16 protein-coding genes are annotated in these 20,738 nt (G+C 43.7%); 9 read left to right on the forward strand and 7 right to left on the reverse strand.

The annotated features are described in order from the left end of the window. Positions 1–9: 9 nt before the first annotated feature. From GD630_RS02165 to folP, 3 genes are all read right to left on the reverse strand, one after another. Complete coding sequence (locus GD630_RS02165) at positions 10–2,349, reverse strand: beta-galactosidase (RefSeq protein ID WP_143867489.1); 2,340 nt, start codon at positions 2,347–2,349, stop codon at positions 10–12. A gap of 137 nt (positions 2,350–2,486) precedes the next feature. Continuing rightward, a complete protein-coding gene (cdaA, locus tag GD630_RS02170) occupies positions 2,487–3,251 on the reverse strand; it encodes a diadenylate cyclase CdaA (RefSeq protein WP_007755507.1) in 765 nt (254 codons plus the stop codon). Then, positions 3,241–4,104: a dihydropteroate synthase gene (folP, locus tag GD630_RS02175; protein ID WP_143867487.1), complete on the reverse strand. Its 864-nt coding sequence runs from the start codon at positions 4,102–4,104 to the stop codon at positions 3,241–3,243. Before folP ends, cdaA begins: the two co-directional genes overlap by 11 nt. 92 nt (positions 4,105–4,196) lie before the next feature. Between folP and GD630_RS02180 the strand changes: the two genes are divergently transcribed. Then, entirely contained in the window at positions 4,197–5,495 is a 1,299-nt protein-coding gene (locus tag GD630_RS02180) for a UDP-N-acetylmuramoyl-tripeptide--D-alanyl-D-alanine ligase (RefSeq protein WP_143867486.1), read from the forward strand. 6 nt (positions 5,496–5,501) lie between these two features. Here the strand turns inward: GD630_RS02180 and GD630_RS02185 are convergent, their stop codons facing one another. Next, entirely contained in the window at positions 5,502–5,894 is a 393-nt protein-coding gene (locus tag GD630_RS02185; protein ID WP_143867484.1) for a VanZ family protein, read from the reverse strand. A 103-nt stretch (positions 5,895–5,997) separates the two neighbouring features. On the opposite strand from GD630_RS02185, the gene GD630_RS02190 reads away from it, so the two are divergent. Beyond that, positions 5,998–7,368 carry a sodium-dependent transporter gene (locus GD630_RS02190; RefSeq protein WP_143867482.1) on the forward strand — a complete coding sequence of 457 codons (1,371 nt, stop codon included), beginning with the start codon at positions 5,998–6,000 and terminating at the stop codon, positions 7,366–7,368. Continuing rightward, the gene (locus GD630_RS02195; protein WP_143867480.1) at positions 7,368–8,282 is read left to right on the forward strand and encodes a ComEA family DNA-binding protein; all 915 of its coding nucleotides are present in this window, start codon (positions 7,368–7,370) and stop codon (positions 8,280–8,282) included. Before GD630_RS02190 ends, GD630_RS02195 begins: the two co-directional genes overlap by 1 nt. A 183-nt stretch (positions 8,283–8,465) precedes the next feature. Here the strand turns inward: GD630_RS02195 and GD630_RS02200 are convergent, their stop codons facing one another. Genes GD630_RS02200 through GD630_RS02210 form a run of 3 tightly spaced genes read right to left on the reverse strand, consistent with a single transcriptional unit; the run spans position 8,466 to position 11,982 of the window. Beyond that, entirely contained in the window at positions 8,466–9,122 is a 657-nt protein-coding gene (locus GD630_RS02200; RefSeq protein WP_143867478.1) for an ABC transporter ATP-binding protein, read from the reverse strand. Between the two features lie 8 nt (positions 9,123–9,130). Continuing rightward, positions 9,131–9,865 carry a tRNA threonylcarbamoyladenosine dehydratase gene (locus tag GD630_RS02205; RefSeq protein WP_143867476.1) on the reverse strand — a complete coding sequence of 245 codons (735 nt, stop codon included), beginning with the start codon at positions 9,863–9,865 and terminating at the stop codon, positions 9,131–9,133. Next, positions 9,847–11,982, reverse strand: coding sequence for a cation:proton antiporter domain-containing protein (locus GD630_RS02210; RefSeq protein ID WP_143867474.1), 2,136 nt, complete (start codon positions 11,980–11,982; stop codon positions 9,847–9,849). Before GD630_RS02210 ends, GD630_RS02205 begins: the two co-directional genes overlap by 19 nt. A gap of 200 nt (positions 11,983–12,182) precedes the next feature. Between GD630_RS02210 and GD630_RS02215 the strand changes: the two genes are divergently transcribed. From GD630_RS02215 to GD630_RS02240, 6 genes are all read left to right on the forward strand, one after another. Beyond that, on the forward strand, positions 12,183–13,190 hold the full coding sequence (locus GD630_RS02215; protein ID WP_143867472.1) for an aspartate-semialdehyde dehydrogenase: 1,008 nt from the start codon (positions 12,183–12,185) through the stop codon (positions 13,188–13,190). A gap of 164 nt (positions 13,191–13,354) precedes the next feature. Then, positions 13,355–14,620: a lamin tail domain-containing protein gene (locus tag GD630_RS02220; RefSeq protein WP_143867470.1), complete on the forward strand. Its 1,266-nt coding sequence runs from the start codon at positions 13,355–13,357 to the stop codon at positions 14,618–14,620. A 113-nt stretch (positions 14,621–14,733) separates the two neighbouring features. After that, positions 14,734–17,199, forward strand: coding sequence for a DUF4922 domain-containing protein (locus GD630_RS02225; protein WP_143867468.1), 2,466 nt, complete (start codon positions 14,734–14,736; stop codon positions 17,197–17,199). Beyond that, the gene (locus tag GD630_RS02230) at positions 17,196–18,527 is read left to right on the forward strand and encodes a SpoIID/LytB domain-containing protein (RefSeq protein WP_143867466.1); all 1,332 of its coding nucleotides are present in this window, start codon (positions 17,196–17,198) and stop codon (positions 18,525–18,527) included. The genes GD630_RS02225 and GD630_RS02230 overlap by 4 nt, the downstream gene beginning before the upstream one ends. A 15-nt stretch (positions 18,528–18,542) precedes the next feature. Further along, positions 18,543–19,826, forward strand: coding sequence for an MFS transporter (locus GD630_RS02235; protein WP_143867464.1), 1,284 nt, complete (start codon positions 18,543–18,545; stop codon positions 19,824–19,826). Between the two features lie 49 nt (positions 19,827–19,875). Then, a complete protein-coding gene (locus tag GD630_RS02240; RefSeq protein WP_143867462.1) occupies positions 19,876–20,727 on the forward strand; it encodes an ATPase in 852 nt (283 codons plus the stop codon). Positions 20,728–20,738: the final 11 nt, after the last annotated feature.

Consider the following 20,738-nt stretch of genomic DNA (forward strand, 5'->3'; position numbering starts at 1 on the left):
TGATATTCTCTAATAGTTGAAATCCACAGGTCTTACATATATACGATATTCACGAATCATACCCGGATAATTCTTTTCGGCACGGGGCAGATAGCGGAAACCGGTTACCGTTTCCACTTTACTCAAGTCGATCACTAAATGGTGAGGATAGGCAACATTGTCTACTGTCATCCAGAAAGTCGACTCCTGCAGGTCGAATATCTTGTCAGCCGTACGGTTACCGCTACGTGTTTCCTCACTGTCGGCATAACGGATCTTCCAGTGCTCGCGGGACACAGGTTTACCGTCGGCCCCCAATACATCAAACTCCGCCACCGCTGCGATATTATCATTCGCTTGCGGAGAAAGCGCTTCCAGACAGAAATAGCGTCCTTTCACCGGAGTATCAAATCGTACTTCCTGCCAGCCGTTACCAGGAGTGAAAGCTCCTTCGTATACTGTTTTCTCACCTGTCAGTTTCAGCTTCTCGCCATCCTTGCGGTGTGTTTCGGGTGCTTTTTCACGAAGCACATCGAGAATTGGCTTCTTCAAACCCTTGATAGAAGCTTTGGCAGGACCTTTCAAATCAAGAACGAGAATCTCATTCTCTCCTTTTTTCAGCCAGCAACCCGGCATAAAGAGTGTTTGTTGCGGACCGATTTCCCAAAAACGTCCCATCGCATGACCGTTCACCCAAACCATACCTTTACCCCATGTACTCATATCCAGGAAAGTATCTCCAACTTTGTCCAGTTTAAAAGTACCTTTATAATAGGCTGGCATAGTCGGCAACTGTTTGGTTTCATTATATTTCTTATCTTTAATAAAGGAATAATCTACCGGGAAGTTATACACTGTCCAGTTTTTTAATTTCTTTGTCTGATTTCCTGAAATAAGTTCCACCTTTTCTGTGATTCCTTTACGGTCGTGAATGGATTTATCAAAGTTGACACGCCCCATCGCTTCTATGAGAATATCCAGTTGCGTACCTTTCTTTAATACAGGCAGCGTTGTTGTGAACTCTCCCTTACGACGATCCAGACGCGCCAACAGCTTGCCATCGGCATAAACCTGCGCCCAATCATGTACCTCTGTAATCTTGAGGACCGTACCGACAGCAACAGCCTCCGGCAAGGTCGTACGATACAGAATCGTTCCCCATCCCTGATTAAACCGTTCCATCGGCTGGATATCCGTTGAGTGTTTCGCTTCCGGCAAATTAGAGAAGAGCGGAGCCACTTTCGTAAAATGGAACTCAGGAATCTCCATTACGGGCAGAGCGGCAGGAACTTCCGGCAATGCAGCCCCTGCAGGAAGATAGTTTTTCAATAAATCACGAAGCAAGAAATACTTCTCGGTAGTCCATCCCGCCTCACTGATAGGAGCATCATAATCGTATGAGCTGCACATGGCGGAATAAGCCGGGTTATTCGCACCTCCCCAATGTCCGAATGTCGTTCCTCCGTGAGTCATATACAGACTGAAAGAGATGTTTCGGTCGAGCATATCCTTAATGCCCTGCACCATATCTTTCGCAGGACGTGTCTCATGTTTCCGTCCCCAATGGTCGAACCATCCGCTCCAGAATTCACTACACATCAACGGAGTTTCGGGGCGAAGCTCTTTCAATTTCTTAAATTGCTGGTCGATATTGGCTCCCGTACCGAAATTCACAGTCCAGATCAAATCGTCGAGTGCATTATTTGTGAAGTTACTGCTCCAGTCACATTGGAACAAAGGCACATCGGTAAAGCCAGACTCACGCACTAAATCACGGACGGCAGATACGTATGGTTTGTTGATTCCATAAGAACCATATTCATTCTCTACCTGAACCATTATGATATTTCCACCTTTATTTACCTGCAACGGAGCCAGTTGCTTGCCCACTTCTTTCATAAAGATACCGACCCGTTCCATATAATAAGGATCGAGTGTACGCAAAGCTATATCCTTCTTCTTCAGCAACCACCAGGGAAGTCCTCCCATCTCCCATTCCGCACAGACATACGGACCGGGACGGACAATGACATACATACCATGTTTCTGTGCCGCACGACAGAAAGCAGCAATGTCATTCTGTCCGGTAAAGTCGAATTTACCTTCTTCCTGTTCATGGATATTCCAGAAAATATAAATACAAATCGTATTCATTCCCAACGCTTTGCACATCTCTATACGGTGTTCCCAATAAGCTTGCGGGATACGGGTATAATGCAACTCGGCAGCCTTCACCACAAATGGTTTTCCGTCCAGCAGAAAAGTGTTCTTGCCTGCCTCAAACTTACGGGCAGTGGTTTGTGCCTGTGCACTACTAACGAAAAAAGTAACTGTAAAAAGTACCAGTAAAGCAATTAATCTGTTTTTCATGGTTTATTCAAAAATAGAATTTTAATAGTATACGGCAAAGGTAGGCGATTCACCTAAAAGAAAAGGCATAATTATCATTCAAAAAGGGGTGGAAATAAAGCAAAAACAGCCTACTAGCAGCCTACTAGCAATCAAATTCAATTTTCTTTCGTCAACAGACTTTCCAGTTCCTCCGCATTCAAGCGAAGATAGAACTGTCCGCGATAAGCTACGGAGATAGCTCCGGTCTCTTCGGAAACAATGATAGCATGGGCATCCGATTGCTGGGAGATTCCCATAGCCGCACGGTGACGCAAACCAAGCTCTTTCGGAATATTCAAATCATGGGAAACCGGCAGAATACATCCCGCCGCTTCAATACGCTTTTTACTGATAACCATCGCCCCGTCATGCAAGGGACTATTCTTGAAGAAGATATTTTCAATCAGCCGTTGGTTGATTGCCGCATCAATCACCTCCCCTGTACGGACTATCTCATCTAAAGGAGTATTATGCTCAATCACAATCAATGCGCCGACTTTTTGTTTGCCCATACTCAGACAAGCCATTACAACAGGCATAATATCATCATGCTTCAACGATTCCTTCTTCGAACCGTTAAACAACCGTGACAATGCACTGACATGGCGATGAGAGCCTAAAGTCAACAAGAAGCGACGTATCTCATCCTGAAAAAGAACAATCAAAGCTATCACACCGACACTCATCAATGTGTCAAAGATAGAGCCAAGCAGTTTCATTTCCAACACCTGGGTCACCACCAGCCAAATCAAGATAAAAACAAGAATACCGGTAAAAACCTTAATGGAACCGGAAGCTTTCATCAGTTTGTATGTGTAATACAACAGAAATGCGACCAGTAGGACATCTATAAAATCTTTTATTCCAATATCAAAAAACATGGCTCTCCTTTTTTATTTTTTCAACGATCCGAACTGTTTCCACAGCTTCACGCACATCATGTACACGCAAAATATGCGCTCCTTTCATTAACGCCACAGTATCCAATATGGTTGTCCCGTTCAATGAGTCTTGCGGAGTGCCTCCCAACAGTTTGTAAATCATAGATTTGCGGGAAACTCCCACTAGTACCGGAAGTTCAAAGATGTGGAACTCTTCCAGATGCGCCATCAGTTCATAATTATGCTCCAGTGTCTTACCGAACCCGAATCCCGGATCGAGGATGATATCCTTCACTCCCAAATCACGAAGTTGCTGCACTTTACGGGCAAAATACAAGAAAACTTCCTTTATCAGATTCTCATAATGAGGTTCTTTCTGCATACTTTGCGGAGTTCCCTGCATATGCATCATAATATAAGGTACTCCCAATTCGGCTACTGTTGCAAACATCCTGTCATCCATCTCACCGGCTGCTATATCATTGATAATAGCAACTCCGTATTCCTTCACACAGCGTTCTGCCACCTCCGCCCGAAATGTATCTACGGAAATGATAGCCTCCGGATGATTCCGGTTCAGGATTTCCAACCCGGTACGAAGTCGGCGCATCTCTTCTTCGGCAGAGATATGTTCGGCATTCGGACGCGAAGAATAAGCGCCTATATCAATAATAGAAGCGCCCTCATCCAGAATCTGCCGGGCACGGGCGGCTATTTCTTCTTCAGTCTGCATCCGGCTACCGGAATAAAAAGAATCGGGAGTTACATTCAGAATCCCCATTACTTGCGGAGTAGCGAGGTCAAGCAACCGCCCTTTTACATTTATATAAATAGGAGACATTGGCTTTATCATTGATCGTATTCCTTTTAGATTGTTGCAAATGTAGAGAAATAATCCGAAAGAATAACCTATCTTTGCAGCGTTTTTAAATAAAAGATCAGGTTATGAAACTTTCTGCTCTTTACCAGATTTTCCTGGAATGCCAATCAGTAACTACTGATAGCCGGAACTGCCCGGACGGTTCTTTGTTTATCGCCTTGAAAGGTGAGTCGTTCAACGGTAATGCATTTGCCAAGTTTGCATTGGACTCCGGATGCGCGTATGCAATTATTGATGAAGGCGAATATGCCGTAGAAGGCGACCAACGCTATATACTCGTGGACAATTGCCTGCAAACAATGCAGCAACTTGCCAACTACCATCGTCGCCAACTCGGTACCAAAGTAATCGGTATCACCGGAACAAACGGAAAAACGACTACAAAGGAATTGATATCTACCGTACTTAGCCAAGCACATAACGTACTCTATACGCTAGGAAATCTGAACAATCATATCGGCGTGCCGACTACTCTGCTCCGTCTAAAACCGGAGCACGACCTCGCTGTGATTGAGATGGGAGCCAATCATCCGGGAGAAATCAAGTTTCTCTGCGAAATAGCAGAACCTGATTACGGCATCATAACGAATGTGGGCAAAGCCCATCTGGAAGGCTTCGGCTCGTTTGAAGGAGTCATCAAAACCAAAGGAGAATTATACGATTTCCTTCGCAAGAAAGAAAATTCCACCATCTTCATCCACCACGATAATCCCTATCTGATGAATATGTCCGAAGAGCTAGATCGGATTTATTACGGAACACAAGATGGACTGTATATCAATGGACGTATCACCGATAATTCACCTTATCTGACTTTTGAATGGAAAGCGGGAAACGGGAACGAAATCCACCGGATACAGACACAGCTAATCGGAGAATATAATTTCCCCAATGCTTTAGCCGCCATAACTATCGGACATTTTTTCGGAGTAGAAGCGCAAAAGATCGATGAAGCCCTAGCCGGATATACTCCACAAAACAATCGTTCGCAGCTCAAACGGACAACAGACAATACGTTGATTATCGATGCATACAATGCCAATCCGACTAGCATGATGGCTGCCCTGCAGAACTTCCGCAATATGGCAGTTCCCCACAAAATGCTGCTACTGGGAGATATGCGCGAACTAGGTGCCGAAAGCAACATCGAACACCAGAAAATTGTGGATTACATTAAAGATAGTAACTTCGAGCAAGTATGGCTTGTTGGAGAACAGTTTGCAGCAACACAGCATAACTTCAAGACCTACGCAAACGTACAGGAAGTTATCAAGGAACTGGAAACCCAAAAGCCCAAAGGCTATACGATTCTCATCAAAGGTTCCAACGGAATCAAACTTAGTTCAACGGTAGAACATTTGTAAGATTCTTCATTTCCTATTTTTCATTCTCGGCCTTAACCCATAATAGGCTACCAGGCTGGCCAGAATAGCCCCTGTACTGTTGGCTGCAAAGTCCAGCCAGTCTCCTCCACGATAGGTGGTACAATATTCTTGCATCAGCTCCACCGCGCCACTAAAGAGGATGGGACAGAGAAATGCACCTAACCATGCGTGCCACATCGGAGTATTATCTCTGCGATGTGCACGCAAGAACTCCACCCATAACATCCCCGACATACCGAAATACATACAAATATGCACTAATTTGTCCAAGTTAGGTATTTCATTCAAATCTGTCTTAGGCGGTTTAAAGAATGACAGGTAAATCACTGTCAGGATAATAAAAAGCGAGATCGGATATTTCTTAATATAAGATAGCATATCTAAATAAAATTACAGTTTCAGCACAAATATAAGTATCATTTTCTATATTTGCACTTTAATACGTGTATTTTATAACGATTTGTAAGATAAAACAAGATTTATGACAAAAAATGATAGAGCGAACTTCGGTAGTAAATTAGGCGTTATACTTGCCTCTGCAGGCTCGGCAGTAGGGCTGGGGAATATATGGAGATTCCCTTACGAGACAGGAAATCATGGGGGAGCCGCCTTTATATTGATCTACTTAGGCTGTGTCTTGCTTTTGGGGCTTCCCATTATGATTGCCGAATTCCTGATAGGCCGTCGTTCAAGAGCCAACACAGCAGGAGCTTATCAGAAATTAGCACCCGATACACATTGGCGTTGGGTAGGCCGTATGGGTGTATTGGCAGGTTTTCTGATCCTCAGTTATTACTCGGTAGTAGCCGGATGGACACTTGAATATATATTTGAAGCTGCTTCAAATGGTTTTGCGGGGAAAACTCCCGAAGAGTTCATCACTTCTTTCCAACAGTTTTCCAGCAATCCCTGGCGACCGGTGGTCTGGCTGGTTTCCTTCTTGCTAATTACCCACTTCATCATTGTAAAAGGGGTGGAAAAAGGGATTGAAAAGTCTTCCAAGATAATGATGCCCACACTTTTCATCATTATTCTTATATTGGTAGGCTGCTCTGTTTCACTGCCGGGCGCCGGTGCCGGTATCGAGTTTCTTTTGAAACCGGACTTCAGCAAAGTGGACGGCAATGTATTTCTGAGTGCTATGGGACAAGCCTTCTTTTCCCTTAGTCTGGGAATGGGTTGCCTTTGTACATACGCTTCCTACTTCAGTAAAGAGACAAATCTGACTAAAACGGCTTTCAGCGTGGGTATTATCGATACCTTCGTAGCAATACTAGCCGGATTTATCATTTTCCCGGCCGCCTTTTCCGTCGGAATCCAACCGGGATCCGGTCCCAGCCTTATTTTCATTACACTACCGAACGTATTCCAACAAGCATTTAGCGGGGTACCTATATTGGCATATATATTCTCTGTAATGTTCTACGCATTGCTGGCAATGGCAGCATTGACTTCCACTATTTCCCTACACGAAGTGGTGACAGCCTATCTGCATGAAGAATTCAAATTCTCCCGTGGGAAAGCGGCAAAACTTGTGACCGGCGGATGCATATTCTTCGGAGTATTCTGTTCATTATCATTGGGAGTGACAAAAGAGTTCACTGTTTTTGGCTTGGGGATGTTCGACCTATTCGACTTTGTAACAGCCAAACTCATGCTTCCCCTCGGCGGACTGTGCATTTCTCTCTTTACCGGATGGTATCTCGACAAGAAAGTGGTATGGTCGGAAATTACCAACAACGGTACACTTAAAATTCCCGTATACCGACTGATTGTCTTTATATTAAAATATATCGCACCAATCGCTATTACATTAATATTCATCAATGAGCTAGGATTCATCAAACTATAATGTGGAAAGACTTTTTTTATTTCACTAAAACCGAACGACAAGGCATTATCGTCCTTGTCGTTCTTATTTTAGGGGTACTCTTACTCCCCAACCTCTTCCCTCTTTTCAATCGTCCGAAAGAGGTAGACACCTTGAAACAAGAGAAATTTCAGAAAGAATATAATGAGTTCATCGCTTCTCTCGAAGAAGTGGAGTCTCACAAAAAGTCGAAAAATCCGACTTCCCGGCCATCCGTAAGGAAAGAAATCACTCCTTTCGCATTCGATCCGAACACTGCTGATTCCATGACTTTCCTCTCTCTCGGTCTACCGGCATGGATGGCAAAGAATATTCTGAACTATCGAAGAAAACAGGGGATATTCCGACATCCGGAGGATTTCCGGAAAATATATGGGCTGGAGGAAGAACAATATCAGACTCTTCTTCCCTACATCCGGATTGCAGAGAAGATCCGCCCAAAAGATACAGTACGATTGCTCACCATACAAAACGTACGAAAAGACACGGTATTCAAGTATCAGTCTGGTACTGTTATCAGCCTCAACCAAGCAGACACAACCGAACTTAAAAAGATTCCGGGAGTCGGGAGTAGTATCGCCCGGATGATTGTAAATTACCGTAAGAGGCTGGGAGCTTTTTATAGAATAGAGCAATTGCAAGAGATTCATCTAAAGGTAGAAAAGCTTCGTCCATGGTTCTCAATCAATCCCGATGAGATACACCGTATCAATTTGAACAAGGCAAGCGTAGAACGAATGATGCATCATCCGTATATCAATTATTATCAGGCAAGAGTGATTGTAGAGTACCGGAAAAAGAAAGGAAGATTAAAGAGCTTGAAACAGTTATCACTCTATGAAGAATTCACTTCTGCCGACCTTGAACGGATAGAGCCCTATATCTGTTATGATTAATTAAAAGAAAGATGCATTCCTATCACACCAGACAAGAATGCATCACACACAAACAAAACAAACACTCTACTATCATCTTCACAGACTTCTGTAGAGAAGCGACTATAAATATATAACTAAAAGATAGAATACCTGCAATACTCCACCTTTTTGGTATACATTTTTAGAAGTTAGGTTCTTTAATTAATCTTTTTTAATCATACCATCCACCATATGAACCGTTCGGTCAGTGATTTTAGCAAGTCCCTCATCATGGGTAACGATCACGAAAGTCTGACCCAGCCGATCTCGCAAATCAAAGAACAGGCGGTGTAAATCTTCTTTATTTTGAGTATCCAGACTTCCGGAAGGCTCGTCCGCCAGAATTACAGCCGGATCGTTGATTAAGGCTCTCGCCACAGCCACCCGCTGTTTCTCTCCTCCCGACAGTTCATTCGGTTTATGGGAGGCACGGTCTGCCAGCCCCATAAAATCCAGAATCTTCATGGCACGATCGTTTGCCTCCCTTGAGGACACGCCTGCAATGAATGCAGGAATCATCACATTCTCTAACGCCGTAAACTCCGGAAGAAGTTGGTGGAACTGGAAGACAAAACCAATATTCTTGTTACGGAATGCAGACAACTCTTTCTCCTTCATCCGGCTGACCACAGTTCCGTCGATTTGTACCAGACCGGTATCCGGTTCATCCAAAGTACCCATAATTTGCAGCAGCGTTGTCTTACCCGCTCCACTAGGACCTACAATGCTGACAACCTCACTCTTATTGATTTCAAGATCAATGCCTTTCAGTACTTGTAATGAACCGAAGCTCTTCGTTATTCCTTCTAACTTTATCATAATAGCTTTTATAATCTTTTAATGACATATTCCGCCAGATAACATCCAAACACAGCAGGCATATAACTGACCGTTCCGCAAGTCGATTTCTTGTTCTGTTCGTCATCTGTGAGCAACACCGCCTTTGCATCAGCCTGTTCGGTACTGAACACAACCGGGAGTTTACGTTTCATCCCCATTTTCTGTAACCGTTTCCGCACCGCTTTGCTCAATCCGCAATGATAAGTATCCCAAAGATCGGCAAACCGTACCTGCGTAATGTCACTTTTTGCCCCTGCTCCCATACTGGAAACAATCCTGATCCGCCGTTTCATCGCCTCATAAATCAAGAAACACTTCGGACTGATGGTATCGATAGCGTCCACTATGAAATCATATTTGCCGACATCCAATAGCTCCGGTATATTTTCATCTTTCAGATAAACAGGTAAAACGGTCAGGTCGATATCGGGGTTTATATCTTTATACCGGGTAGCCAGCACTTCCGCCTTCGACATCCCCAAAGTGGAATGCAATGCAGGTAACTGACGGTTCAGGTTAGTCGGCTGCACTGTATCGGCATCTACAATCGTCATTCGTCCGACCCCTGCACGACAAATCATTTCTGCCGCATAAGCTCCCACTCCCCCCAGCCCCACGACCAATACGTGAGAGTTCCGGATACGATTCATCTTCTCTTCTCCCAAAAGAAGTTCCGTTCTTTGTTGCCAGTCGTCTTTTTCCATCAGCTTTTCTTGAACCATTTATAGAACCATTTACCGACCTTCTCATAATGCTGAGACTCATTATGCCCGCGAGGATCGGAGAAAGACACGATCTCTTGCGGTTCACCGAATTGGTCGGGATATAAAATAATCAAACTATTATTTGCAAAATATTTGCCCAACTGTGACGGCAAACGATCAAAAGAAGGATCATAAGAGATAGATCCCCGACGGGCGGAAATAACAACCAACAGATGGTCATAGTTAACCTGTCCCGTTAATAGCAAAAGATCATCCCATTCATCTAATGTAGAAAACTCGGTCGGAGTACCTACATATTTCTTTTTCACAAGTTGCTGAAGCCTCATCAATGTCCGTTCATTCGAGAAGAAATGCACACGACATCCTAGAATGCTTCCCATACGGCAGAAATGCTCCACCCACTTTGCAAAGCCGGTCTCATATTCCGCCTTTGGAGGAACGGCAATATTTATCCGGCGTAAGGTATTCACCGGCATCAGGAATTTTGCGATCATCACCTCGCGATGCGTACCTTTCAGCAGGCTTTCCGCCAAATGCCCGAAAAAAGAATCCACGATATTAGCTTTCCGGTGCAAACCGATCACCACATCCGTAGCCTCATACTCTTTTATCGTATGGATAATTCCCGAAGCAATATTCAAATCATAACGACTGACCATAGTGACAGGAACGTCGGCAGCCGCAGCAATCATCGCTGCTTTTTCCAGATTACGTTTTCCCTGTAATTCTTTCTTTTCCGAGCTATTATTATCATTGATTACATTCAATGCTATCAACCCATTTTTCTGTTTGACGTCCTTTATGACCAATGCCAGATTGATGAGGTCTTCAATCGTATCCGGGTTGGCAACCGGAATCAATATCTGTTCATTATTATTTTTCACCCCTTCTTTTTCCGACTGCACATTTTCGTCTAAAGCAAAACGGCGGGCAGAACGCTCCGTCACCAAAGAACTGATGACACAAGTAAAGAGAATCATCACTACGGTACCGTTCAGCACATCATCATTCAGCAAACGTTCTCCATTCTCCATAATGATTTCGTGTCCGATCAATACCGCCGCCAATGTGGCTGCTGCCTGTGCATTACTCAGACCGAATATCATACTCCGTTCATTCGGCTGCATCCGATAAATCTTCTGCGTAGCCCATGCTGCCAGCCACTTACTGAAAGTAGCTACCACTGTCATTACAATTGCCACCTTCAATGCTTCCCCACCGGTGAACAGACTTCTCACATCAATAATCATTCCGACACCAATCAGGAAATAAGGTATAAACAACGCATTTCCGACAAACTCCAAGCGGTTCATCAACGGAGAAACGTGAGGAATCAGCCGATTTAAGACCAATCCGGCAAGAAAGGCTCCCAAGATACCCTCCATTCCGACAAATTCCATTAATCCACCACCCAGAAAGACCATTGCCAACACAAACACAAACTGCATCACGCTATCGTCATACTTCCGGAAGAACCAGCGGCCGATACGGGGGAAGAAGAAAACAATCAAAAATCCGAGAAAAGCGACTTTAGCAACCAGGAACGCCCAAAACCAACCATCCACAGTTCCCTTAAACATTCCGCCTACAACGGCTAGAATAATCAAAGCAAGGGTAACGGTAACAGCAGTACCGCCAATAGTTATATTGACACTGCGCAGACGTGACAATCCGTAACGACTGATAATAGGATAAGCGATCAACGTATGGGAAGCGTACATACTTGCCAACAGTACGGCAGTGAGAAAACCATAGCCCAACAGACTCATACTGCTCCATATACCCAACCCCATAGGAATCAGAAAGGTGAGCCAGCCGAATACAACGCTTTTCGTCCGGTTCTTCTTAAAATCCTCCATATCCATCTCAAGACCGGCGAGAAACATGATATAATAAAGCCCGACTTTACCGAACAGTTCGAAACTGCTATCACGGTCGAGCACATGAAAGCCATGCTCTCCAATCAGTACCCCCGCCAGAATCATGCCTATAATATGAGGTATATGAAGCCGTCCGAGAATCATCGGAGCAAAAAGAATAATAATCAATACCAAAAAAAACACCCAAGTCGGATCAGAAATTGGCAACGTTAAATTGAGATCAAACAGGTTCATAGACTGTGGTTTTAGGAATTCAACTACAAAGGAACAAAAAAGTTCGCATACCTCCAATTCATAAGTAGATAGATTCAAATAATATTTTTTCGACAAAAATGCGGTTTATATGACAAATTGTTATAATTTTGCAGTCTAATCTTTCCTATTAAACAGTATAGAAAGGAAATTACAGTATTCACATTTAACAAAAGAAAAAGATGAAAGTAGCTATTGTTGGCGTAAGCGGAGCCGTGGGACAGGAATTCCTGCGCGTGCTCGATGAGAGAAACTTCCCGTTGGACGAGTTAGTTTTGTTCGGTTCTAAACGTAGTGCCGGAACAACTTACACTTTCCGCGGTAAACAGATCGAGGTGAAACTCTTACAACACAACGATGACTTTAAAGGGGTAGACATTGCTTTCACTTCTGCCGGTGCAGGAACATCCAAAGAGTTCGAAAAGACCATCACTAAATACGGTGCTGTGATGATCGACAACTCCAGCGCTTTCCGTATGGATGCGGATGTACCTTTGGTAGTGCCTGAGGTAAATGCCGAAGACGCATTGGAGCGTCCACGCGGTGTCATTGCCAACCCCAACTGTACAACAATCCAAATGGTTGTCGCACTGAAAGCCATCGAACAGCTTTCTCATATAAAAACCGTGCACGTATCTACCTATCAGGCAGCCAGCGGTGCCGGTGCTGCCGCTATGGACGAATTGTACGAGCAATATCGCCAAGTATTGGCAAATGAACCTGTTACAGTAGAAAAGTTTGCATACCAATTGGCTTTCAACCTCATACCTCAGATCGACGTGTTCACAGAAAACGGTTATACGAAAGAAGAGATGAAGATGTATAACGAAACACGTAAAATCATGCATTCAGATATTAAAGTCAGCGCGACTTGCGTACGTGTTCCTGCACTACGTGCTCACTCTGAAAGTATCTGGGTAGAAACCGAACGCCCTATTTCTATCGAAGAAGCCCGCGAAGCATTCGCTAAGGGAGACGGCCTGGTGCTTCAGGATAATCCTGCGGAAAAAGAGTACCCGATGCCGTTATTCCTGGCTGGGAAAGATCCGGTTTATGTGGGACGCATCCGCAAAGACCTGACAAATGAAAACGGATTGACTTTCTGGATTGTAGGTGACCAAATCAAGAAAGGTGCAGCACTGAACGCAGTACAGATCGCAGAATATCTGATTAAAGTAAAGAATGTCTAAATCATAAAAGGTGATTTAAGAAAGAAAAGTCCGGTTTCGCCCTTGAAACCGGACTTTTTATATACCTTTGCATTCACAAAATAGAATTTAAGCCGCAATTGCCTCTGCGTTATACACAAACAAATACGGTTCAAGCATTAATTATCATCTAAGAATTAAACCGTATGAGAATTTACAAAGTGTTTGCACTTTTAGGTCTGTTCATTTCCATATTCTATAATTGTTCACTTCCTGCCGATGATGAAAAAGATTCAGAAGGAGAAGATACGGCAACTTCCGGACTTTCTTGGGAAGGAGAAACAGATAAATTCACTATCAATTCTAAAGAAGGAGTCCATCTGAATGATCCGGCAGAAAATAGTGGAACAGCCTATGTCACCATACCGTCCACGTCAGTAAAGAATACCCGCTGGGAGTTTGGAGTTCACCTTACATTCAACCCATCCGCCAATAACTATGCACGTTTTTATCTGACCTCTTCTTCCAACACTCTCTCCGGTAGCCTAAACGGGTATTTTATACAAATAGGAGGAGCAAAAGACAATGTGACACTTTATCGTCAGAATGGAGACCAGCCCAAGCTGCTGGCTTCGGGTCGGGAAGTGATGAAGGGTAATAACTCCCCCCAATTATACATAAAAGTAGAATGCGATAATAATGGGTATTGGACTTTTTGGACACGATTGGAATCCGAAGACGGATATACATTGGAAAAGCAAGTGAAAGATACCGGCATACAAGGTTCCGTTTGTTCGGGAATTTATTGTGTTTACACCAAAACCCGCTGTAAAGGCTTCACATTCCATCATGTACGATTATCCAACGGTGTAGAGACAACGACCGACCCCGACAATACTCCCGACGAACCGGATTCCGAAGAGCCGGATATTACCGAACTACCGGAAGATGTCAGAGGTATGCTCCTCTTTAATGAGATAATGTATGATAATGCCACAGACGGTGCCGAATACATAGAGCTCTATAATCCGACTGAACAGACTATTGTGTTGCCACAGCTTTTTTTATATAAGATGCATGAAGACGGCAAAGTGTACAGTACCACTACGTTACAAAATGAATCTTCCTCCCAACCCCTGATCATTGCATCCAAAGGATATCTTTGCTTTTCTAAATATCCCGGCAAGATTATTCAAAAACACAATGTCGATAGAGAGAACCTAATAGAAATATCCAAATTCCCGGCACTTGATAATGAAGGAGGCTATCTCGCACTGTCCAGCACCCCCAAAACTGGGAAAGGACATACATTTGACACTTGTCGTTTCTGGGACGGAATGCACGATACCGACAAATCCAAAACTATCGGCATTTCACTCGAAAAGAAATCCCCGGAACTGCCTTCACTCAACAAGAATTGGCGTTCCTCTAAACATACGACCGGCGGAACTCCTGGAATAAAAAATATGTAAGAGTATATATATCTATGATAAATTCCCTACATTTGTAGCAAAGTAAACAAGTTTATGATAAATATATAAGAAACATCTTACACAACTCATACTACAAAACAAGAAGTAAAATAATGAAAACAACAATCAACTGTTTTCTTCCTTTCAGCCGGTTGGAAGAAACTGTGCAAACAGTTAAGGAGTTACGTGCATCGACGCTGGTAGACAAAATTTATTTATTGGCATCACCAATTACCAATGTCTGTATTCCCGGATGCGAACTCATTTCTGTAGAGAAAATGCAGTCTACACAAGCGATGCGGGCTATTGCAGAACATTCTGATAAAGCATATACTTTACTTTATACCAAACGCACCGCACTAAAAATAGGTCTGTTCGCTCTTGAAAGAATGGTTCAAGTAATGGAAATGACCCATGCTGGCATGGCATATGCAGACCATTACCAACAGATGGACGGTGTGCAAAAACCTGCTCCGGTCATTGATTACCAACCCGGCAGCCTGCGTGACGACTTCAATTTCGGCTCGGTATTACTGTTCAATGCCAACGCATTCAAGGAAGTTATAGAAAATACGGAAGAGGAATATCAATATGCAGGCTTGTATGATTTGAGACTCAAAATATCCCAAAAGAGCAAACTGGTACATATCAACGAATATCTATATACCGAAGTAGAAAGTGACAAGCGGAAAAGCGGTGAGAAGCAGTTCGATTATGTAGACCCTAAAAACCGTCAGGTACAGATTGAAATGGAACAGGCATGCACCAACCATTTGAAGGAAATTGGCGGATATCTTTATCCTATCTTCCATCCCGTAGACTTCTCTTCCCACACTTTTGAGTATGAAGCTTCTGTCATTATACCCGTACGCAACCGTATTCGCACAGTCAAAGATGCCGTACGCTCGGCACTGGACCAGCAAACGACCTTTCCGTTCAATGTCATTGTCATCGACAATCATTCGACAGACGGAACCAGTGAAGTTCTCCGTGAACTTAGTTCGGACAAGCGGCTGATTCACGTCATTCCCGAAAGAGATGACCTTGGTATAGGCGGATGTTGGAACATAGGTATCCATCACGAGAAATGCGGAAAGTTTGCCGTCCAACTTGATAGCGATGACGTGTATAAAGACGAACATAGCCTGCAAATCATCATTGATACTTTCTATAAACAGAAATGTGCAATGGTAATCGGCACTTATATGATGACTAACTTTGATATGCAGGAAATTGCCCCCGGCATCATCGATCATAAGGAATGGACGCCCGACAACGGACGAAATAATGCATTACGTATCAACGGCCTGGGAGCTCCCCGTGCATTCTACACGCCCATTCTTCGGGAAATCAAAGCCCCGAACACAAGCTATGGAGAAGATTATGCCCTTGGATTGAAAATTTCACACGATTATCAGATAGGCAGAATATACGACGTGATTTACCTTTGCCGCCGTTGGGACGGCAATTCGGATGCCGCACTGCCTGTTGAGAAAATCAACCAGAATAATCTATATAAAGACCGACTTCGTACGTGGGAATTGGAACAGCGCATTCTGCAACAAGAAACGACACTAGAGAAAATTCAGCAAAGAATCGAACAGTTATTCCAAAAGCAAACTCTTTCTTGGGAACTAGCCAAAGAGAATTACCAAGCACTGGAACAGTATCGACCACGAACAAAAGAAATATCCAAATGGTTTGGTAACAATTGTTTAAGTGCGGAACTATTCCTTAATCCGAAACGTATTCTTTCGGCTGCCGCACAGACAGATACTGTCTCCATTCACTCACGGCCTTGCTTCCTCTGCCAAACAAACCGACCGCAGGAACAAGAGTTCATCAGTTATGGGAATTATCAGATACTGGTTAATCCATATCCCATATTTAAACACCACTTTACAATTGTAGATAAGGAACACAAATCGCAATCCATAGCCGGGCGTTTTAAAGATATGATAGAACTCACCGACATAATGAAAGAATACTTCCTTATGTATAATGGACCGGAATGTGGAGCTTCCGCTCCCGATCATGCCCATTTTCAAGCTTGCAGTAAAGAGGAAACTATGCGAGGACCATATTACGATCGCATATTATTAATAGATGACGATAAGGTGCAAATTTATTATAAAGATTTCCCGTGCTGTTTCATCAGGATTCAGGCGGAAGATAAGGAAACAATGTCAAAAACCTTTCATCTGATTTACGACATTTTAGCCTCCAATAATAACGGAAAAGAACCAATGATGAATATTCTTGCCTGGTATGGTTTGGAACGCACCAAAGAGGATTTTAGAAAGTTCTACGATGATGAATTTGAGTCAGTAGCCGAACACCCTTACAGTTGTGTTATCTTCTTACGCAGCAAACATCGCCCTGACTGCTATTACGCAAAAGGAGAGGAACAAATTCTCATCAGTCCTGCTATTGCTGAAATGAACGGCATATTCCCTATAGTACGTGAAGAGGATATGGAGAAACTGACTCCTGAAAAGGTATATGATATCTATCGGGAAGTATCCATATCTAAAGAAAAACTACAAGAAATAATAGAACGCATTAAAGCCGCCTTATGACAGAGCCTCAAATAGCAGTTGGTATTCTTTCCGGGAAAGAGATTGAATTCTCTTTCCCTATAAAATTTATCTCTTCCGACGGAACAGAAAGCTCCGGTATGCAAAAGGCTATTTACTGGGATGGGAAGATTCATTGGCAAGGGAAAGAATATAATGAATTATCTTTCACTCCCCAACAAAGTGCACATGCTTTCTTTGAACTGAAAGATGTGACCATCGGAATCAACTTCCATTGGGAACGCAAAGAAGTCCAAAAATTCAAAGGGGAATTAAAGATCATCGTCGAAGGAGAACAACTAACCGCCATCAATGTGATTTCCATTGAGGAATACCTCATCAGTGTCATTTCATCAGAAATGAGCGCAACAGCTTCTTTGGAACTACTAAAGGCTCACGCCGTCATCTCCCGAAGCTGGCTAGTTAATAAGTTGAGAGTTGAGAATGGAGAGTGGAGAGTTACTCTGCAGCCGGACAGCGCAGCCCACTCTCAACTCTCCATTCTCAACTCTCAACTTATAAAATGGTATGACCATGAAGCACATAAGAATTTCGATGTATGTGCCGACGATCATTGCCAGCGTTATCAGGGAATTACCCGAGCCTCAACACCACAAGCCATCGAAGCAGTCTCTGCCACGCGGGGGGAAGTACTGATGTATAAAGGAGCGATTTGTGATGCCCGTTTCTCTAAATGTTGTGGCGGAGCTTTTGAAGAGTTCCAAAATTGTTGGGAAAACGTTAAGCACCCTTATCTAATCAGACAACGGGATAGCAAGACTGAAAAACAACTTCCCGATTTGACCATAGAGGCGGAAGCTGATAAATGGATACGTACCTCGCCTGTTGCTTTCTGTAATACACAGGATAAGAAAATCCTAAGTCAAGTATTAAACAACTACGATCAGGAAACAGCAGACTTCTATCGTTGGAAAGTCTGTTATTCGCAACAGGAGCTTTCAGAACTGATTCATCAACGTTCAGGAATTGATTTCGGACAAATCATTGATTTAATTCCTGTAGAACGGGGAACATCCGGACGTCTTGTCCGGCTAAAGATTGTAGGAACCTTACGAACACTCATCATTGGAAAAGAGTTGGAGATACGCCGCACTCTATCGACTTCCCATCTTTACAGTTCCGCTTTTGTAGTAGACAAGGAGTACGGAGATGAACTTCCTTCCCGATTTATCCTCACCGGAGCCGGCTGGGGACACGGAGTAGGACTTTGCCAAATCGGTGCCGCCGTGATGGGAGAACAAGGTTATAAGTATGAAGAAATACTATCTCACTATTACCCCGGTAGTACACTTGAAAAACAATATAAATAAAATCAAACGAATGCCATGACAACACCCACTATAAAAAGAAATCCCTGGAGTTGGATTCCAACCCTCTATTTTGCAGAAGGATTGCCTTATGTAGCGGTAATGACTATTGCCGTCATCATGTACAAACGTCTGGGATTATCCAATACCGAAATAGCCTTATACACTTCCTGGCTTTATCTTCCCTGGACTATCAAACCGTTATGGAGTCCATTCGTCGATCTGGTAAAAACGAAACGTTCCTGGATTATCGCCATGCAAGGGTTCATCGCCGCCGGATTTGCAGGCATCGCCTTTTTTATCCCAACGGCACATTACGTACAATTCACTCTTGCTTTCTTTTGGTTATTGGCATTCAGTTCGGCTACGCATGACATCGCAGCAGACGGTTTTTATATGCTCGGCCTCAACAACAAGGAACAATCTTTCTTTGTAGGCATCCGAAACACATTCTACCGACTCGCCAATATTTTCGGGCAAGGAATTCTCGTCATGCTGGCAGGATGGTTGGAAACCTCTCAAGGCAATATACCTCTGGCATGGAGCATCACTTTTTACCTCTTGGCCGGATTATTCCTGGCTCTTACTTTGTACCATCGCTTTATCCTCCCCCATCCCGATTCCGATGTCAAACGTCCCGGACTCACGGCAGGTAAGCTATTAGAAGACTTTCTCCTGACTTTTGTCACTTTCTTCAAAAAGAAACACCTGGGTCTCATGTTCTTTTTCCTGCTCACCTACCGATTGGGAGAATCGCAGCTAGCCAAAATAGCTTCTCCCTTTCTATTGGATACCGCTGAAAAAGGAGGACTGGCTTTATCTACGGCAACAGTCGGAATGATCTACGGAACCATAGGTGTCATAGCTTTGCTAATGGGAGGAATTATCAGCGGTTTTCTCGTTTCCCGTGACGGTTTCAAGAAGTGGATATTACCCATGGCATTAGCCATCAATATTCCCGACCTATTATATGTGTGGATGGCAGCCACTACTCCGGATAATACGATACTGATTGCCAGTTGCGTAGCCATCGAGCAACTAGGGTATGGCTTCGGCTTTACCGCTTACATGCTTTATCTGATTTATATTGCGGAGGGTGAGCACAAAACTGCCCACTACGCCATCGGAACCGGCTTCATGGCGCTTGGAATGATGCTTCCGGGTATGCCGGCAGGATGGATACAGGAACATATCGGATATACCCATTTCTTTATATGGGTTTGTATTTGCACCCTGCCCGGTATTATTGCCGCTTTCCTGATTCGCAACCGACTGGAAGAATCTTTTGGGAAGAAACAATAAAACCCACTTAATCATTGAACGTATTAAACTGAAAAATAGATAGTAAGATATGATACTTATTGCAGATAGTGGTTCTACCAAGACCGACTGGTGTGTCATCCTCAACGGCACACCTATCAAACGGATTGGAACGAAAGGGCTTAACCCTTTCTTCCAGTCAGAAGAAGAAATTCAGCAAGAGCTGACACATTCCCTCCTGCCACAATTGCCGGAAGGGACCATCAACTCCGTTTATTTCTATGGTGCAGGTTGTACACCCGAGAAAGCTCCCGTTCTCCGACGGGCGATAGCCGACAGTTTACCTATTGTTGGAAATATCAAAGCCTACTCGGATATGTTGGCTGCTGCCCGTGGATTATGCGGCCATGAAGCAGGCATTGCCTGTGTTCTGGGAACAGGTTCCAACTCCTGTTTCTATGATGGAAAAGAGATTGTCAACAACATCTCCCCTTTAGGCTTTATCCTGGGCGACGAGGGAAGTGGAGCCGTTCTTGGCAAATTACTGGTGGGAGACATTCTGAAGAATCAACTTTCGCCTGCCATCAAAGAAGCATTTCTAAAACAATTCGACCTGACAGCTCCCGAAATCATCGACCGGGTTTACCGTCAGCCCTTCCCGAATCGTTTTCTGGCAAGTCTGTCCCCTTTTATAGCGCAACATCTGGAAGAGCCGGGGATACGACAATTAGTGCTTGGCAGTTTTATTGCTTTCTTCCGAAGAAACGTAATGCAATATGATTACACGCAGTATCCTACACACTTTATCGGATCAGTGGCTCACTGCTACAAGGAGATATTACAAGAAGCTGCACAAGAGACAGGAATCAGAATCGGAAAGATTCTGCAAAGTCCGATGGAGGGATTAATTTTATATCATACCGCTTCATCTCAATCCTTGTAATTTATATTTTT

The sequence above is a fragment of the Bacteroides zhangwenhongii genome, from assembly GCF_009193325.2.
Taxonomy (GTDB): Bacteria; Bacteroidota; Bacteroidia; order Bacteroidales; family Bacteroidaceae; genus Bacteroides; species Bacteroides zhangwenhongii.

Excerpts from the sequence above, each read along its gene's own strand:
- GD630_RS02165 (WP_143867489.1), bottom strand. The coding sequence starts at position 2,349 with ATGAAAAACAGATTAATTGCTTTACTGGTACTTTTTACAGTTACTTTT.
- cdaA (WP_007755507.1), bottom strand. The coding sequence starts at position 3,251 with ATGTTTTTTGATATTGGAATAAAAGATTTTATAGATGTCCTACTGGTC.
- folP (WP_143867487.1), bottom strand. The coding sequence starts at position 4,104 with ATGATAAAGCCAATGTCTCCTATTTATATAAATGTAAAAGGGCGGTTG.
- GD630_RS02180 (WP_143867486.1), top strand. The coding sequence starts at position 4,197 with ATGAAACTTTCTGCTCTTTACCAGATTTTCCTGGAATGCCAATCAGTA.
- GD630_RS02185 (WP_143867484.1), bottom strand. The coding sequence starts at position 5,894 with ATGCTATCTTATATTAAGAAATATCCGATCTCGCTTTTTATTATCCTG.
- GD630_RS02190 (WP_143867482.1), top strand. The coding sequence starts at position 5,998 with ATGACAAAAAATGATAGAGCGAACTTCGGTAGTAAATTAGGCGTTATA.
- GD630_RS02195 (WP_143867480.1), top strand. The coding sequence starts at position 7,368 with ATGTGGAAAGACTTTTTTTATTTCACTAAAACCGAACGACAAGGCATT.
- GD630_RS02200 (WP_143867478.1), bottom strand. The coding sequence starts at position 9,122 with ATGATAAAGTTAGAAGGAATAACGAAGAGCTTCGGTTCATTACAAGTA.
- GD630_RS02205 (WP_143867476.1), bottom strand. The coding sequence starts at position 9,865 with ATGGTTCAAGAAAAGCTGATGGAAAAAGACGACTGGCAACAAAGAACG.
- GD630_RS02210 (WP_143867474.1), bottom strand. The coding sequence starts at position 11,982 with ATGAACCTGTTTGATCTCAATTTAACGTTGCCAATTTCTGATCCGACT.
- GD630_RS02215 (WP_143867472.1), top strand. The coding sequence starts at position 12,183 with ATGAAAGTAGCTATTGTTGGCGTAAGCGGAGCCGTGGGACAGGAATTC.
- GD630_RS02220 (WP_143867470.1), top strand. The coding sequence starts at position 13,355 with ATGAGAATTTACAAAGTGTTTGCACTTTTAGGTCTGTTCATTTCCATA.
- GD630_RS02225 (WP_143867468.1), top strand. The coding sequence starts at position 14,734 with ATGAAAACAACAATCAACTGTTTTCTTCCTTTCAGCCGGTTGGAAGAA.
- GD630_RS02230 (WP_143867466.1), top strand. The coding sequence starts at position 17,196 with ATGACAGAGCCTCAAATAGCAGTTGGTATTCTTTCCGGGAAAGAGATT.
- GD630_RS02235 (WP_143867464.1), top strand. The coding sequence starts at position 18,543 with ATGACAACACCCACTATAAAAAGAAATCCCTGGAGTTGGATTCCAACC.
- GD630_RS02240 (WP_143867462.1), top strand. The coding sequence starts at position 19,876 with ATGATACTTATTGCAGATAGTGGTTCTACCAAGACCGACTGGTGTGTC.